Origin of the sequence: Streptomyces sp. NPDC097640 (genome assembly GCF_040302705.1) — a bacterium.
Lineage (GTDB): Bacteria > Actinomycetota > Actinomycetes > Streptomycetales > Streptomycetaceae > Streptomyces.
Map to the genome: position 1 here is coordinate 39403 of NZ_JBEOSB010000020.1, position 14317 is coordinate 53719.

13 protein-coding genes are annotated in these 14317 nt (G+C 72.5%); 10 read left to right on the top strand and 3 right to left on the bottom strand.

Annotated features, from left to right (window positions below; all coding sequences use genetic code 11):
- Positions 1-62: 62 nt before the first annotated feature.
- Together ABTY62_RS28785 and ABTY62_RS28790 are read left to right on the top strand one after the other, a co-directional pair.
- Positions 63-1226, top strand: a complete 1164-nt coding sequence (locus tag ABTY62_RS28785) for an XdhC family protein (protein WP_352132438.1) — start codon at positions 63-65, stop codon at positions 1224-1226.
- 79 nt (positions 1227-1305) lie between these two features.
- Complete coding sequence (locus tag ABTY62_RS28790) at positions 1306-2628, top strand: MFS transporter (protein ID WP_352132321.1); 1323 nt, start codon at positions 1306-1308, stop codon at positions 2626-2628.
- 99 nt (positions 2629-2727) lie between these two features.
- Here the strand turns inward: ABTY62_RS28790 and ABTY62_RS28795 are convergent, their stop codons facing one another.
- Complete coding sequence (locus ABTY62_RS28795) at positions 2728-3633, bottom strand: LysR substrate-binding domain-containing protein (protein ID WP_352132322.1); 906 nt, start codon at positions 3631-3633, stop codon at positions 2728-2730.
- Positions 3634-3713: 80 nt separating this feature from the next.
- Here ABTY62_RS28795 and ABTY62_RS28800 point away from each other — a divergent pair, with 80 nt between their 5' ends.
- The 3 genes from ABTY62_RS28800 to ABTY62_RS28810 all read left to right on the top strand — a co-directional run bounded on the left by ABTY62_RS28800 (position 3714) and on the right by ABTY62_RS28810 (position 7397).
- Entirely contained in the window at positions 3714-4649 is a 936-nt protein-coding gene (locus tag ABTY62_RS28800) for a DMT family transporter (RefSeq protein ID WP_352132323.1), read from the top strand.
- The gene (locus ABTY62_RS28805) at positions 4619-5140 is read left to right on the top strand and encodes a YbaK/EbsC family protein (RefSeq protein WP_352132324.1); all 522 of its coding nucleotides are present in this window, start codon (positions 4619-4621) and stop codon (positions 5138-5140) included. Before ABTY62_RS28800 ends, ABTY62_RS28805 begins: the two co-directional genes overlap by 31 nt.
- A gap of 226 nt (positions 5141-5366) precedes the next feature.
- The gene (locus ABTY62_RS28810) at positions 5367-7397 is read left to right on the top strand and encodes an NAD-binding protein (RefSeq protein ID WP_352132325.1); all 2031 of its coding nucleotides are present in this window, start codon (positions 5367-5369) and stop codon (positions 7395-7397) included.
- A gap of 15 nt (positions 7398-7412) precedes the next feature.
- Here ABTY62_RS28810 and ABTY62_RS28815 read toward each other — a convergent pair whose 3' ends face one another.
- Positions 7413-7973 carry a methylated-DNA--[protein]-cysteine S-methyltransferase gene (locus ABTY62_RS28815; protein WP_502997534.1) on the bottom strand — a complete coding sequence of 187 codons (561 nt, stop codon included), beginning with the start codon at positions 7971-7973 and terminating at the stop codon, positions 7413-7415.
- A 49-nt stretch (positions 7974-8022) separates the two neighbouring features.
- Complete coding sequence (locus tag ABTY62_RS28820) at positions 8023-8508, bottom strand: hypothetical protein (protein ID WP_352132326.1); 486 nt, start codon at positions 8506-8508, stop codon at positions 8023-8025.
- Positions 8509-8736: 228 nt separating this feature from the next.
- On the opposite strand from ABTY62_RS28820, the gene ABTY62_RS28825 reads away from it, so the two are divergent.
- The 5 genes from ABTY62_RS28825 to ABTY62_RS28845 all read left to right on the top strand — a co-directional run bounded on the left by ABTY62_RS28825 (position 8737) and on the right by ABTY62_RS28845 (position 14238).
- Positions 8737-9834, top strand: coding sequence for a LacI family DNA-binding transcriptional regulator (locus ABTY62_RS28825; RefSeq protein WP_352132440.1), 1098 nt, complete (start codon positions 8737-8739; stop codon positions 9832-9834).
- 101 nt (positions 9835-9935) lie between these two features.
- Positions 9936-11285, top strand: a complete 1350-nt coding sequence (locus ABTY62_RS28830; protein WP_502997535.1) for an ABC transporter substrate-binding protein — start codon at positions 9936-9938, stop codon at positions 11283-11285.
- A 75-nt stretch (positions 11286-11360) separates the two neighbouring features.
- Positions 11361-12311, top strand: a complete 951-nt coding sequence (locus tag ABTY62_RS28835; protein WP_352132328.1) for a carbohydrate ABC transporter permease — start codon at positions 11361-11363, stop codon at positions 12309-12311.
- Positions 12308-13222 carry a carbohydrate ABC transporter permease gene (locus tag ABTY62_RS28840; protein WP_352132329.1) on the top strand — a complete coding sequence of 305 codons (915 nt, stop codon included), beginning with the start codon at positions 12308-12310 and terminating at the stop codon, positions 13220-13222. Before ABTY62_RS28835 ends, ABTY62_RS28840 begins: the two co-directional genes overlap by 4 nt.
- A gap of 35 nt (positions 13223-13257) precedes the next feature.
- Positions 13258-14238 (top strand): hydroxyacid dehydrogenase, encoded by a 981-nt coding sequence (locus ABTY62_RS28845; protein ID WP_502997539.1) that lies wholly within the window; start codon positions 13258-13260, stop codon positions 14236-14238.
- Positions 14239-14317 lie beyond the last annotated feature (79 nt).

The following is a 14317-nucleotide window of genomic DNA, read 5'->3' on the forward strand; positions in this document are numbered from 1 at the left end:
TTGAGGGAACATCAGCGATGCCAGAGCCCGAACTGCCGAGGGCGGGGATGTCGGAGGCGGGGATGACAGGCGCGGGGCTGACGGGGAGCGACCTGCCGGGCGTGGTCGAGGAGGCGCACCGCTGGTGGCGCGCGGGCGAGCCCTTCGCGCGCGCCACGGTCGTGGACACCTGGCGCTCCTCACCCCTCCCGCCGGGCACGAGCATGCTGGTCGGGCCGGACGGCTCCGCCGTCGGCAGCGTCTCCGGCGGCTGTGTCGAGGGCGCGGTCTACGAACTGGCCCAGGAGGCCATCGCCTCCGGGACACCGGCGCTCCAGCGCTACGGGGTGAGCGACGACGACGCGTTCGCGGTCGGGCTGACCTGCGGCGGGATCATCGATGTCTACGTGGAGCGGATCGACCTCACGGACTTTCCCGAGTTCGGCGAGGTGGCCACGGCGGTCCGGACCGGGGCTCCGGTGGCCGAGGTCACCTGCGTGGCCGTGGACGGCCCCGACCCCGCGGCCAGGCTCGGCCGCCGCATGGTCGTCGGCCCCGACACCACCACCGGCACGCTCGGCTCCCGGCGGCTGGACGCGGCCGCCGCCGAGGCCGCGCGCGGCATGCTGGCCGGCGGGCGCACCGGCACCCTGCGCCACGGCTACGACGGCCGGCCCCTCGGCGACGAGCTCACCCTGTTCGTGTCCGCCCACGCCGCGCCGCCCAGGCTGCTGGTCTTCGGCGCCGTCGACTTCGCGGCGGCACTCGCCCGGATCGGCGGCTTCCTCGGCTATCGCGTCACCGTCTGCGACGCGCGCCCCGTCTTCGCCACCCGGCGCCGCTTCCCCGAGGCACACGAGGTCGTGACCGACTGGCCGCACCGCTATCTGCGGGCCGAGGCCGAGGCGGGCCGCCTCGACGAACGGACCGCGGTCTGCGTCCTCACCCACGACCCCAAGTTCGACGTGCCCCTGCTGGACTGCGCGCTGCGCCTGCCGCTCGGCTACATCGGCGCCATGGGCTCCCGCCGCACCCACGAGGACCGGCTGCGCCGCCTGCGCGAGCGCGGCCTCGGCGCGGACCGGCTGGCCCGGCTGTCCTCGCCCATCGGCCTCGACCTCGGCGCCCGCACCCCCGAGGAGACGGCGGTCAGCATCGCCGCCGAGATCGTCGCCGACCGCTGGGGCGGCAGCGGGGAGCGGCTGACCTCGCGCACCGGCAGGATCCACCCGGCGGCCGAAGGCTGAGACGGCCGTACGGCGCGGGCCGGGCGGGTCCACAATGGGTCCGTTTCCGGAGATGGATGTAAGGGGAATCGAGTCAGCCGTGGAGACCGCGAGAAACACCGAGGAGGACCCCGGCCCGGCACAGAAGGCCCGCCCCGCACGGTCGGACGGGAAGGGGTGGCGGGGGTGGGTCATGGATGTGCGGCCGCTGCGGCACCGGCCGTTCCGGCGGCTGTGGGCGTCCACCTCCGTCACCACCATCGGTAGCCAGCTGACCGCGGTGGCCGTGCCCAAGCAGGTCTACGACCTCACCGGCTCCTCGGCCTGGGTCGGCTACGCGAGCTTCGCGGGGCTGCTGCCGCTGGTGGTCTTCGCGCTGTGGGGCGGCGCGGTCGCCGACCGGGTGGACCGGCGGAAGCTGATGCTGTCCACGAATGTGGGCATCGCCGTCATCTCGCTGCTGTTCTGGGCGCAGTCCGCCGCCGGGATCCACTCGGTGGCGCTGCTGATGGTGCTGCTCGCCGCCCAGCAGGGCCTGTTCGGTATCAACTTCCCCGCCCGCAGCGCCTCGATAGCCCGGCTCGTCCCCGCCGAGGAACTGCCCGCCGCGGGCGCCCTTCAGTCCACCGTGGCGCAGACCGGCATGGTCCTCGGGCCGCTGCTGGCGGGGGCGCTGATCCCGCTCATCGGGCTGCCCACGCTGTATCTGATCGACGCCGTCGCGCTGTGCGTCACCCTGTGGGCCGTATGGCGGCTGCCCTCGCTGCCTCCGCTGCCTCCGCTGGACGAGGGGAGCGGGCCCGGCCGGCGGCGGGCCGGCGCGCGGGAGGTGGCCGACGGGTTCCGCTACATCGTGGCCCAGCGGGTGCTGCTGCTGTCCTTCCTCGCGGACATCGTGGCGATGGTCTTCGGCATGCCGAGGGCGCTGTTCCCGCAGCTGGCGTCGAGCACGTACGCGCCCTGGGGTGAAGGGTTCGCGCTCGGGCTGCTGTTCGCGGCGATCCCCATCGGGGCGGTGGCCGGCGGGCTGCTGTCGGGGACCTTCTCGCGGGCGCGCCGCCACGGGCTGATGGTGAGCGCCGCGGTGGTGGTCTGGGGGCTGGCCATCACCGGGTTCGGGCTGAGCGCCGGACTGTGGTGGGCGGCGGGCTTCCTGGCGGTGGCGGGCGTCGCCGACATGGTCTCCATGGTCTTCCGCGGGGCGATCCTCCAGTCGGCCGCCACCGACGACATGCGCGGCCGGATGCAGGGCGTCTTCACGGTGGTGGTGGCCGGCGGCCCGCGCCTGGCCGACCTGCTGCACGGCACGGCCGGCTCGCTGTTCGGCCCCCGGGTCGCGGTGGCCGCGGGCGGACTGCTGGTGGTCGTCACGATGCTCGCCCTGACCGCCGCGGCACCTTCCTTCCGCCGCTACACCGGCTGAGGCCGGCGCCCGCTTTTCCCCTCCCCGCCCCTTCCACCCGGCGGGTGCAGCCGGTCCGACTGGGCCGGCGAAGGCCGTGTGATCGCTGCCGGCGGTGGCTCAGCGGTCTCGGCCCTGGATCTGTGCGGCGGCGCGGTGCAACTCGGCAAGGACCGTTCGGACGGCGCTTCGGGCGGTGCGCTCGGGCCGGTGGAGGACGTCGATGTCGCGTCGAGCATGTACCCCGCTGAGCGGCCTGAGGACGACGTCGGGGTGCGGCCGAGCGGTCCAACGGGGCATCAGCGCGAGGCCGCCGCCGGCGGCGACGGCCTCGGCGACCACGGCGAATTCGTTGATGCGGTGGACGATCTCGAGTGGGCGGTTGGCGACGCTCGCGATGGCCTCGATGGTGGACATCAGCGGGAAGCCGTCGTGCACCGTGATCCACGGCTGGTCCGCCACGTCCCGCGGCGTGAGCAGCGGCTTGGACGCCAGCAGATGGCCGGCCGGCAGGGCGACGTCGAGGGGCTCGCGCAGCAACGTCGTGGACGTCACGCTGTGCGGCCACGGCAGACCGTGGTCGAGGCGGTGGGCGAGCACGAGATCGTAGTGACGGGTGAGGGCCGGGAAGCGGTCCTGGGCGACGTCCTCGTCCGCGAGCGCCAGGCGGGGTCGGCCGGGGCCGGCGAGGCTGCGCAGCAGGAACGGGAAGAACGCGGACGCCGCGCTGTGGAACGCGGCCACCGACACGTCGCCGTCGGGTTGCTCGACGAAGTCGGTGATCGTGTGCCGGGCCTGGGCCAGGGCGGTCTCGACCTTGATGGCCGCCGCGGCCAGGGCCTGCCCGGCGTCGGTCAGTACCACGCGGCGTCCGGCGCGTTCGGTGAGCGGGACGGGGATCGAGCGCTGAAGCAGCCGCAGCTGCTGCGAGATCGCGGAAGGCGTCACGTGTAGTGCCTCGGCGACCGCGCTGACGCTGCCCAGGTCTCCCAGTTCGCGCAGGATGCGCAGCTGCCGTTCATCCACGCCGACAGTGTAGAGCTACTACACCTTTGCTTTAGAAGTTGGTCATAGCCTTCAATGTGGTGGTGGGGCACCGTGGGGGAATGCATGTTGCCCGCCGCACCGATGCGGTACTTCTGCTGGTCGCGCTGGTCTGGGGCTCCAGCTATCTCGCGGCCAAGACGGCCACCGTCGCGCTCCCGGTCCTGGCGGTCCTGTTCGCCCGGTATGCGATCTCCGCGCTCGCGTGCGGAGCCCTGGTCGCCTCCCGCCGCCGGAGGCGCCGCTGGACCCGCGCGGAGGTCCGCGTCGGCTCGCTGCTGGGAGTCACCCAGGCGGCCGTGCTCGTGCTGGAGACCTACGGGGTGGCGCACACCAGCGCCGCGAACGCCGGGCTGATCATCAGCCTGACCATCGTGCTGACACCGCTGCTGGACCGCACCGGCAGCCGTCGGCTGCCGTGGACGTTCTTCCTCGCCGCCGGACTCTGCGTTGTGGCCGTCGGCCTGCTCACTTCCAGCACCGGACTGCACGCACCACGGCTCGGAGACGTGCTGATGCTCGCCGCCGCAGTCGTCCGGGCCGGGCACGTCGCTCTCGTCGGACGGCTCACCGCGGGCCGTCCCATGGACCCGCTGCACCTGACGACCGCCCAGACCGTCGTCGGCTCGGCACTGTTCCTGCCGCTCGCCGTCACCCACCTGCCCGACCTGGTCCACAGCAGTGCCACCACGTGGACCCAGCTGATCTATCTCGCCCTGTTCTGCAGCGTGTTCGCCTTCCTCGCCCAGACCTGGGCCGTGCAAGGCACTTCAGCCAGCCGGGCCAGCCTGCTGCTGGGCACCGAGCCGATCTGGGCTGTCGCCATCGGCATCAGCGTCGGCGGCGAACGGCTCACCCTCTGGGCCACTCTCGGCGCCGTGCTCATGATCGCCGGAACCTACTGGGGCCAGGCCATCGAACGCGCCCACCGCACCACCACAGCAAGAACCGAGAAAGAGGATGAAACGTGCCCGACCATGACACCTACCAGCGCCTGATCACCCTGCTCGACACCACCCGGACGCCCTACCGGCTCATCGATCACGAACCGGACGGCACCACGGACTCGGTCAGCACCCTGCGCGGACACCCCGCCTCCCAGGCAGCGAAGTGCATCATCCTCAGAGTCAAAACCGACAAGAAGACCACCCGCCACGTGCTGGCGGTCGTTCCAGGCGATCGGCGCGTCGACCTGGACGCCGTCCGTACGCTGTTCAACGCCCGCTACGTCGGGTTCAGCGACGCCGCCACCGCCGAACGGCTGGCCCACGCCGTTCCCGGCACAGTCCTTCCCTTCGCCTTCGATCCCGACCTGGAACTCGTCGCCGACCCCGCGGTCATCGCCCGACCGCAGCTCTACTTCAACGCCGCCCGCCTCGACCAGTCAGCTGCTATTTCGGGCGCCGACTACGCCCGACTCGCCCAGCCACGCATCGAGCCCATCGCTGCCCCGGAGCCCGGCGAAGCCCGAGAAGCCACACCGTCATGAGTGCAACGCCCGTCCGACCTGAGTGTCGGCATCGTGTGCCGACACTCACTTCCGTGATCGTGAACCCCCAGGTGAACAGTGTCGACAACGCGCGTCGGAAGTCGACGTCGGTGAACGGTTCACCCCCCTGGTGCCAACCACCCGTAACCGTGATGATCAACGGGCGGCCGCGCCACCCCGCGCGTCCGGCCGGAACCGCCGAGCGGCCCAGGAGACTCTACCGAGCATGCCCACCCTGCCCCAGCAGCCGCAGCAGCCGTCGGCGGAGCCGCCCGGCCCGCACATGGTCGTGTGCGGCGACGACGCGCTCGCCCACCGCCTCGCCGCCGAACTCAAGGACGTCTACGTCCAGCGGGTGACCGTCGTCATCCCCGCCACGCCCTCCGCCTGGGAGCCACGCCCGGCGCGGACCGCCGTGCCGGGGGCCGGGCGCGGGCGGGCGCGGGCCGCCGCGCTGTTCGGGCGGATGACGGCGGCCGTCGGCCGCCCGTCGCTGTCCCCGCCGGGGCCCGCCAACGCGCCGTCCGGCACCGGCATCCGCGTCCTGGAGGCCGTCGAGCCGGACGACGAGGTGCTCGCCGAGGCGGGGGTGGACCGGGCCGCCGCCCTCGCCCTGGTCTACGACGACGACGAGACCAACATCCACGCCGCGCTGCGCGCCCGCCGCCTCAACCCCCGGCTGCGGCTGGTGATCCGGCTCTACAACCGCAAGCTCGGCGAGCATCTGCGGGAACTGCTCGACCAGGCCGCGGCGGTCGCCGACCCCGGCCTCGACGCTGCGGACCTGGACGCCTCGACCACCGTCCTGTCGGACGCGGACACCGCCGCGCCCGCGCTCGCCGCCACCGCCGTGGCGGGCACCAGCAAGGTGATCCAGGCCGACGGGCTGTTGCTGCGGGCCGCCATCCACACCCCGCCCGGCCGTGACGCGATCGCCGACCCGGGGCTGTGCACCCTCGCCCTGCTCTCCTCGACCACCAACGACCCGGCGGGCCAGGAGGGTTCGGACAGCAGCGGGGCCGAAGGGCCGCGCATGCTGCCCGACGACCAGGACGTGGCCGCCGCGACCGGGCGCCGTACGGTGGTGCTGGAGGCCGTCTCGCACACCGGCTCCGCGCTGCCCCCGCGCCGGCTCGGCGGCCGGGGCGTGCCGCTCGGCTCGCTGTTCTCCCGCCGGCTGCGGCGGACCATCGCGGGGTTCGCCGCCGCGCTGGTGGCCCTCGCCATCGCGTCCTGGCAGATCACCGGGGAACATCCGCTGCGCGCCGCGTATGTGACGCTGCTGGACATCCTCGGCACCGGCGACCCCGCGCTCGGCGAGCCGCTCGCCCGGCAGATCCTGCAACTGCTGTCCGGGCTGGTCGGGCTGATGCTGCTGCCCGTCCTGGTGGCCGCCACGCTGGAGGGGCTCGGCACCTTCAGGACCGCGTCCGCCCTGCGCCGGCCGCCCCGCGGGCTGTCCGGCCATGTCGTGCTGCTCGGCCTCGGGAAGGTCGGCACCCGCGTGCTGGCCCGGCTGCGGGAGCTGGACATCCCGGTGGTGTGCGTGGAGGAGGACCCCCAGGCGCGTGGCATTCCGCTGGCCCGGCGGCTGAGGGTGCCCACGGTCCTCGGCGATGTCACGGAGGAGGGCGTGCTGGAGGCCGCCAAGATCGACCGGGCACACGCGCTGCTCGCGGTCACCAGCTCCGACACCACCAACCTGGAGGCCACGCTGTACGCCCGCTCGCTCCAGCCCGGCCTGAGGGTGGCCATGCGGCTGTACGACGACCGCTTCGCCCGGGCCGTCTACCGCACCCTGCGGGCCGCGCACCCGCAGGCGCTGACCCGCAGCCGCAGCGTGTCCACCCTGGCGGCCCCGGCTTTCGCGGGCGCCATGATGGGGCGTCAGATCCTGGGCGCGGTGCCGGTCGAGCGGCGGGTGCTGCTCTTCGCCGCGCTGCCGGTCGCGGGCCACCCGCAGCTGGCGGGCCGCACGGTCGCGGAGGCGTTCCGGCCGGGCGCGTGGCGGGTGGTCGCCCTGGACACCGCGGACGCCGACGGCGGGTTCCGCGATCTGGCCGCGGCGCCCCCGGACGACGGCAGCGGGCAGCAGCGGGGCCTGGTGTGGGACCTGCCGCCGGACTACGTGCTGCGGCCCCAGGATCGCGTGGTGCTGGCCGCCACCCGCCAGGGCCTGGGCGAACTCCTGGGGAACGGGCCCGCCGCAGGCCGTACGGAACCCGCCGCGCGCCCCGCCTCGCCGGGCCCGGCCTGAGACCGGGCCGATGGGTCAGGACGGGCCCGCCCAGTCCAGCGTGGGGGCCAGCGAACCCTCCAGGGTCAGCAGCCACCGCTTGACCGCGAGCCCCGCCGCGCCGCCCCCGAACCCGCCGATGCCGTCGGCGGCCACCACGCGGTGACAGGGCACCAGCAGACAGATCGGGTTGGAGCCCATGATCGAACCCACCGTGCGCGCCGCGAGCGCCCGCTGTTCCGGCTCCGCCGCCTCGAACGCCCCGCTGCGCTCGGCCAGTTCGCCGTACGTGATGGTGCGTCCGAAGGAGACGGTCCGCTGGAGCGCGCGCAGCACCGCCTGCTGGGCTCCGGAGGTCAGCCGCCAGTCCAGCGGCAGCTCCAACTCCCGCCGCCGCCCGGCGAAGTAGTCGGCGAAGCGGCCGACCACCGCGGCCGCCCGGCGGTCGCCGGACTCCTCGGATATCAGCGGCCCCGCCGGCAACCCGGCCGCGCCCTGCGGGGTGTACGCGGCGGCCACCACGCCGCGGTCGGTCACGCCCACCCGCATCCGCCCGGTGGGCAGCGGCGTCTGCACGGTCAGCCACAACACGCTCATCCGGCGACCCTACTGGGGGCCGCCGACATCCGGCCCGGGGCAGCCGCCGTCAGGCGCCCCTCAACTGACCGTGCTCGCCGACGCCGTTGACGGAGGACGGCGGGCGGGTGGGGCGCTCCAGGATGCCCCGGGCGTCGCTCGGGATCGCCTCGGGGGCCGGGCCCGGGGGTGCGGAGCCTGGGGATTCGGCGCCGCCCTGATACGGCTGGACCGAGCTGTTGATCTTCTCGATCGCCTGCCGGGCCTGCTCGCCGGGGGAGCGGGCGGTGAGCGGCGCGGCCGGAGCCGAGGCGGCGGCGAGCGGCTGACCGCGGTCGGGGGCCGGGGCGGGCTTGGCGTGGGCGGCCGGCGGCCGGCTGCGCAGCCGGTAGCTGACGGCCTCGTCGAGGCTCACCGGGCGCTGTAGCTGGGCGGCCAGCCGGCCGGCCTCCTGGCCCAGCCTGGCGATGTCCTCCCAGGACAGATGGAGCACAAGACGGAGTTCGGCCTCTCCGCCCGGGAGCGCTTGGACGGGAGGGGTGACCGGCTGGTTCATGATCGGGCCTCCAGGTTTCGGGCAGCTGTCGTCGGGTCGGCGTCGCGCGCCGCGCACCGGCGCACGGAGGGTGGTACGTGCCCCGATCGTGTTCCGTTCACCACCTCGTGGTGTTTCTGGGCCGCCCCCATGGGCGCCGTCCTGTACTGATCGAATGATCGCTACTATGGCCGGGTTCTGGAAAATCCGATCACGCCGGGCGTGACCGACGGAGACGAGCGGTGGGGTATGCGGGAGCCGGCGCGGAACAGGCAGTCGCGGATCGTGGGGATCGTGGAGGCCCGCGGGTTGGCGCGGATCACCGATCTCGCCGACGAGCTGGGGGTCTCCATCGTCACGGTGCGCCGGGACATCGAGGAGCTGGCGCGCCGCGGGGAGGTGCGCCGCGGCCACGGGGTGGCGCGCTCGCTGCGGCCGGGGCCCGAGCCCGGCGCGGGCACCGGGGACGCGGTGGGCATGGTCGTCCCCGAGCGCAACACGTATCTGACGGAGGCCGTGCAGGGCGCGCGGGAGGCCGCCGAGCGGGCCGGTCTGCGGCTCGCGCTGCACATCGCCGCCGACGAGCCGGGCGCCGACCGCCGGGCGGTCCGCCAGGCGCTGGACGCCGGGGTGCGCGGCCTGCTGATCGCGCCGCGCTGGCGCACGGCGGCGGAGGCGGCGCAGGACCACTCCTGGCTGTCGGCCCTGGAGGTGCCCGTGGTGCTGGTGGAGCGGCGCCCGGAGCGGGGCAGCGCCCTCTACGGGGTCGACTCGGTCCGCGGCGACCACGCGTACGGGGTGCACCTGACCCTCGGCCATCTGCTCTCCCTGGGCCATGAGCGGATCGTGCTGGCGGCCCGCGACGACAGCCCCACCGCGCGGGTGATCCGCGCCGAGTTCGCCGCGCAGACCGCGGCCCGCGGGATCGCCGGGGGGTGCCGCACCATCCTCAGCTCACGCACCGCGGGCCCCGATCCGAGCGTCGCCGACGCGCGCGCGGTCGACCTGGTCCAGACGCTGCGCGAGACCGGGGCGACGGCCGCGCTGATCCACAGTGACATGGACGCGCTGGTGCTGGTCCAGCGGCTCCAGGAGGCCGGCCTGGAGGTGCCGCGCGACTGCTCGGTGGTCGCGTACAACGACGTGGTCGCCGACATGGGGCATATCGCGCTGACCGCGGTGGCCCCGCCGAAGGCGGAGATCGGGCGCGCCGCGCTGGATGTGCTGAGCCGTCAGTTCGACGCGGCGCGCGAGGGCCGGCGGCCCGGCGCCACCCGCCATCTGGAACTGCTGCCGGCCCTCGTGGTCCGGGATTCCACGGCGCCCGCGGCGGCCCATCGGTTCTGATCGTTTGACCGCTTTAGTTTCTTCTGTTCGATGTATTGACGTCTTTTCAGTCAAGCGATCAGGATTCCCCGTGACTCCACCGTAGAATCAGGGGAGGGTCCATGCCTGGCCATAGACGCCCAGGACGCCTGGCAAACCGACGCCGGGCCACGGCCGGAACAACGGCACTACTCACTCTGCTCGCCCTCGTACTGGCGGGCTGCTCCACAGGTCGCGGGTCCGACACCGCCGGCAACGGCCCCGTGCGCCTCACCTTCTGGTCGGCGCTGCGCGGCAGTCAGGAGGTCGTCGACGAGTTCAACCGCACCCACACCAAGATCAAGGTCGATTTCCAGCAGGTTCCCTCGGGGGAGCAGGGCGGCTGGGCCAAGCTCAGCAACGCCGCGCGCGCCGGCAACTCCCCCGATGTGGCCACCGTCGAATACCCGCAGCTGCCCAGCTTCACCATCGACGGCGTGCCCCGGGACATCACCGGGCTGTTGCCCGACTCGGTGCGCCGCAAGATCCTGCCGCAGGCGCTGGATCTCACCACCTTCGACGGGCGCACCTACGCCGTACCGGTGGACATCGAGCCGATGGTCTTCCTGTACCGCAAGGACATCTTCACCAAGAACCACATCCCGGTGCCCAAGACCTGGGCGGAGTTCGAGAACTCGGCCCGCGAGCTCAAGAAGGCGCAGCCGCGTTCCCGTATCGCCAGCCTCTTCACCACCGGCGGCACGCTCTACATGGCCGCGTACGCCTGGCAGGCCGGGGCCCAGTGGTACGACACCGCCGACGACACCTGGCGCATCTCCATGGACGACGCCCCCACCCGCAAGGTCGCGGCGTACTGGCAGCGGCTGATGGACGAGGACCTGGTACGCGTGGAGCCCGGGTCCAGTCAGCAGTGGCGGGCCCATCTGCGCAGCGGGGAGACGGTCGGCTATCTGGCGGGCGCCTGGGCCGCGGGGTCCATGATGGCGTCCACCCCCGACGGCAAGGGCAAATGGGCCATCGCGCCGGTTCCGCAATGGGACCCGGCCAAGCCGAAGGTGTCCACCCAGGGCGGCTCGACCTTCATGGTCACCAAGGACAGTCACCATCCCAAGGAGGCCATGGAGTTCATCTCCTGGATGGTCACCAGCCCCGACGCACTGCGCGCCAAGCTCGCCAGCGGTGTCAGCAGCGCCTTCCCGGTCGTGCCCGATCTGGTCCCGGTCGCCCGCAAGGAGATGGACACCAGCTACTACTCCGGCCAGGACATCTTCGGCCTCTTCCAGCAGCAGGCCGAGCTGATCTCCCCGACCTGGAAGTGGGGGCCGCGGATGGTCTCGACCACCACCTCCGGCGACGACGGGCTAGCGAAGGCCGGTGTCGGCAGCGGCGACATCCTGAAGGCCCTGCGCGAGGCCCAGAGCAAAACGATGCCCGATCTGAAGAGCCTCGGCCTGTCGGTCACCACCCGCTGAGCCCCGCCGTCTCCCCGTCTCACCCCTGAGCCGCACCTCACCCCGTTGGAGCCGAGGTAACCCGTGAGCACAGCCATGTCCTCGAAACGGACGGCGCCGCCATCGGCGGCCGCCGCCGACCCGCCCCGCAGAACCGGACGACGCCAGCAGCGGATCGCCGCCACCGTTCTGCTGACCCCCTTCACGGCACTGCTCATCGCCGTGTTCCTGATCCCCGTCGGCTATGCCATCTACCTCAGCCTCTTCTCCGAGGACCACGAGGGCCTCGGCTTCGGCGGCGGGCGCACCGTCTTCACCGGGCTGCGCAGCTATCTCTCGGTGGTGCAGGACCCGAGCTTCCTCTCCGGGTTCGGCACCATCGCCCTCTACTGCGTGATCTTCGTACCCCTGGTGGTCATCAGCGCGCTCGCGCTCGCCCTGCTGCTCGACTCGGGCCTCATCCGGCTGCGGCGGACCGCGCAGATGCTGGTCTATCTGCCGCACGCCGTCCCCGGCATCATCGCGGCCGTCATCTGGCTGTACCTCTACACCCCGGGGCTCAGCCCGGTCATCAAACTCTTCGCCCAGGCCGACATCACCATCGACTTCCTCGGCCTGCACACCGTGCTGCCGTCGATCGTCAACATCGCCCTGTGGAGCGGGCTCGGCTACAACATGATCATCTTCTATGCCGCGCTCCAGGCGCTGCCGCGCGAGGTGATCGAGGCGGCGACCATCGACGGCGCCGGGGGTATCCGCACCGCGCTCCAGGTCAAGGTGCCCATCGTCAGGGGCTCCGTCGTCCTGGTGTGCATGTTCTCCCTGATCGGTGCGCTTCAGCTGTTCACCGAGCCCATGCTGATGAACCAGGCCACCCCCATGGTCAACTCCCGCTTCACCCCCAACATGTACATCTATGACGCGGCCTTCCGCCGCAACAACTACGGACTCGCCTCCGCGGCCTCCGTGATCCTCCTGATCGTCACCTGCGTGCTGTCGTACGCCGTGACGCGCTGGTCGGGCCGCCGGGAACGGAGAGTGGGATGACCACGACCACACCCACCACCCCCGTGAACACCTCCGGCGGACCGCCGGCCAGACCGCTCGGCAGGCCCTTCGGGCGTTCCAGGCTGACCAGCCGCGGCGTCGCCAACGCGGTGGTCCTGATCGCCGCCCTCTACACCATGCTGCCCGCGCTGTGGCTGCTGCTGGCGTCCACCAAGAACGCCGACGCCCTCTTCGGCAGCGACATCTTCTCCCTCGGCGACTTCTCCTTCGCGCGCAACCTCTCCGACCTGTTCTCCATGGACGGCGGGCTCTACGGCGAGTGGTACGTCAACAGCCTGCTGTACGCGGTCGTCGGCGCCCTGGTCGGCTCGCTCATCAGCGTCGCCGCGGGCTACGCCTTCGACAAGTACGAGTTCCGGCACAAGGAGAAGCTGTTCGGCCTCGTCCTCACCGGTGTCATGGTGCCGCCGACCGTGCTGGCCCTCCCGCTCTATCTGGTGGCCTCCAACGTCGGCATGGTCAACACCTTCTGGGCGGTCTTCGTCCCGGTCCTCTTCAACCCCTTCGGCGTCTACCTCGCCCGCCTGCTCAGCAGCGGCTATGTGCCGAACGAGGTCCTTGAGGCGTCCCGGATGGACGGCGCGGGCGAGCTCCAGACCTACTTCCGGGTCAGCCTGAGGATGCTCGGCCCCGGCTTCGTCACCGTGTTCCTCTTCCAGCTCACCGCCATTTGGAACAACTTCTTCCTCCCCATGGTGATGCTCTCCGACCAGCACCTGTATCCGCTGAGCCTCGGCCTCTACACGTGGAACAGCGCCGCCACCGTCTCCCCCGAGTACTACCCCCTGGTCGTCATCGGCTCGCTGCTCGCCGTCGTCCCGCTGATCGCGGCCTTCGTACTGCTCCAGCGCTACTGGAAGTCCGGCCTCACCGCAGGGAGCGTCAAGTGACCGAACCCCGTCCCCGTCCGCGCGCCGTCCTCGCCATGGCGTCCAGAACCGCCCGCCAGGTGCTCGACGACCGGGCGCTGGCCCGCCTGACCCGGCTGACCGACCTGGACGCGGGACTCGTCCTCGACGACTTCACCACCCCGGCGGCCCAGCACGCCCTGGCCGACGCCGAACTGCTGATCACCGGCTGGGGCTGCGCGCCCGTCGACCGCCCGGCGCTGGACGCCGCCCCCCGGCTGCGCGCCATCGTGCACACCGCCGGGACCGTGCGCAACCACATCACCGACGCCTGCTGGGAGCGCGGCCTCGCCATCTCCTCGGCCGCCGCGGCCAACGCGGTGCCCGTCGCCGAGTACAGCCTCGCGATGATCCTGCTCGCCAACAAGCGCGTCCTGGACATCGCCCGCGACTACCGCGCCGAGCGCCGCCGCGTCGACTGGAACGAGCGGTACCCCGGGGCGGGCAACTACCGCAGAACGGTGGGGATCCTCAGCGCCTCCGTCATCGGCCGGCGCGTCATCGAACTGCTGCGCCCGCATGACCTCGACATCCTGCTGTACGACCCGTTCGTCACCGCCGAGGAGGCCCGCGAGCTGGGCGCCCGCCTCGTCCCGCCGGCCGAGCTGTTCGCCACCAGCGACGTGGTCAGCGTGCACACCCCGCTGCTGCCCGAGACCCGCGGCCTGGTCAGCCGCGAGCTGCTGGCCACCATGCCCACCGGCGCCACACTGATCAACACCGCCCGCGGGGCCATCGTGGACCAGCCCGCGCTGACCGACGAGGTGGTGGCCGGGCGGCTGTACGCGGTGCTGGACGTCACCGAGCCCGAGGTGCTGCCCGCCGACTCGCCGCTGTACGACAGCGACCACGCGCTGATCACCCCGCATATCGCCGGGTCCAAGAGCGGCGAGCTCGGGCGCCTCGCCGACCTGGCGATCGGCGAGGTCGAACGCTACGTCCACGGCCGCCCGTTCGCCCATCCGGTACGCCCGGAGATCCTCGACCGCTCGGCCTGACGCCGGGCACCGGAAACCCGGGACACCGGAGACCCGGGGCACCGGAAACCCGGGCCTTCCAGCACAGGGACAGACGCGA